The following is a 1,571-nucleotide window of genomic DNA, read 5'->3' on the forward strand; positions in this document are numbered from 1 at the left end:
TTGGCAAGATTTGCAAGCTTTTAGGAGGGCTGAACATGTTGTTCGAGAAAACGCTACTAAATAAACAAATCGTAAATGTATTATCCGGTGCAGTGTTATTGGGTGCGATTGCTACGCCTGCGTTAGCAAATGGCCAACCACAAAACGTTGCTTCTGAAGGAGAATTGATTATTGCTCCTAAGGCAGGCTTATCTGAAGAGCAGTTAGCCGCCATTATCGAAAAACACGGTGCGAAATTAGAAAATAAACAGGATAAGCAATCCAAAAAACTGAAACAAAAAGTTCGCGCCAACTTAGTGAAAGTACCAAAAGGTCAACAAGACAAAATTCTTAAGGCACTTGCGGCCAACCCACATATTGAATATGCGGAAGTTAACCGTTTGGTTGAGTTAGAATCAATCACGGCGAATGACCCGAAACAATCTTGGCATTTAAATAAAATCAACATGCCAGAAGCTTGGGCCAAATCAAAAGGCGCTGGCGTTGTTGTTGCGGTTCTGGATACCGGTGTCAATAAATCTCACGAAGATTTGAAAGGTAACTTGCTGACTGGCTATAACGTGGTGAGCAAAAATACAGACACGACGGACACAAACGGTCATGGTACTAAAGTATCTGGTGTTGTTGCGGCATTAAGTAACAACAATAAAGGTGTGGCGTCGATTGCCTGGGATGCGAAAGTATTGCCGGTGAAGATTTCAAACCGTAGTGATGGTGTTGCGTCATTATTTGATATTGCTCGAGCGTTAACCTGGGCGGCCGATAATGGTGCTGACATTGCGAATGTGAGTTATCAAATTACCGACAGTGCAACCGTTTCCGGTGCCGCTAAATCGTTCTATGAGAAGGGTGGTTTGGTTGTTGCCGCAGCGGGTAACAGTGGTAAGAGCATGAGCTGTACGGATAACAAGTATATCATTACAGTTTCGGCAACCACTTCAAGCGATGGTAAGGCAAGTTTTTCGAATTATGGCCCGTGTGTCGATGTTGCAGCACCAGGTCAGGGTTTACAAACGACCACGAAAAACGGTGGCTATGGTAGTGCCAGTGGTACGTCATTTGCTGCCCCGACAACGGCTGGTGTATTAGCGGTACTAAAAGCGGCGAATCCGAAAATGAGTAACGCGGAGCTAGAGAGCTTGTTGGAAAACAATGCCGATAACTCAATGTTCTCAGGTAGCTTTAGTAATAAGTTTGGTCATGGTCGAGTGGATGCTGGTGCCGCATTGCGTGACAGTGTCTATGTACCAGAGCCAGAGCCGGAGTTAGATCAGACGGCACCAGAAGTGAATATTACGTCGCCAAAACAGGATGCTGAGGTTAAAGGTCTGTTTACGGTAAGCGTTAACGCGACGGATAATGTAGCAGTGAAAAAAGTTGAGTTGTACTTTAATGGCCAACGTATTGGCGCAGACTTCAGCTCGCCTTATTCATTCAGTGTTGATTCGTCAACGGTAGGTGATGGTGAACATACATTAACCGCGATTGCAACAGATACCGCAGGTAACGTAACCGAAACCGCGAATCATTATGTTGTTGTTAACAATGCAGAAGAGCCGGTAACGCCAGAT

General features: G+C 45.1%; 1 protein-coding gene. It reads left to right on the forward strand.

The features are described from left to right. Positions 1 to 35: 35 nt before the first annotated feature. A partial coding sequence (locus FE810_RS16980) for a S8 family serine peptidase (RefSeq protein ID WP_138321859.1) occupies positions 36 to 1,571 on the forward strand: 1,536 nt, incomplete at its 3' end.

The sequence above is a fragment of the Thalassotalea litorea genome (assembly GCF_005843925.1).
Taxonomy (GTDB): domain Bacteria; phylum Pseudomonadota; class Gammaproteobacteria; order Enterobacterales; family Alteromonadaceae; genus Thalassotalea_A; species Thalassotalea_A litorea_A.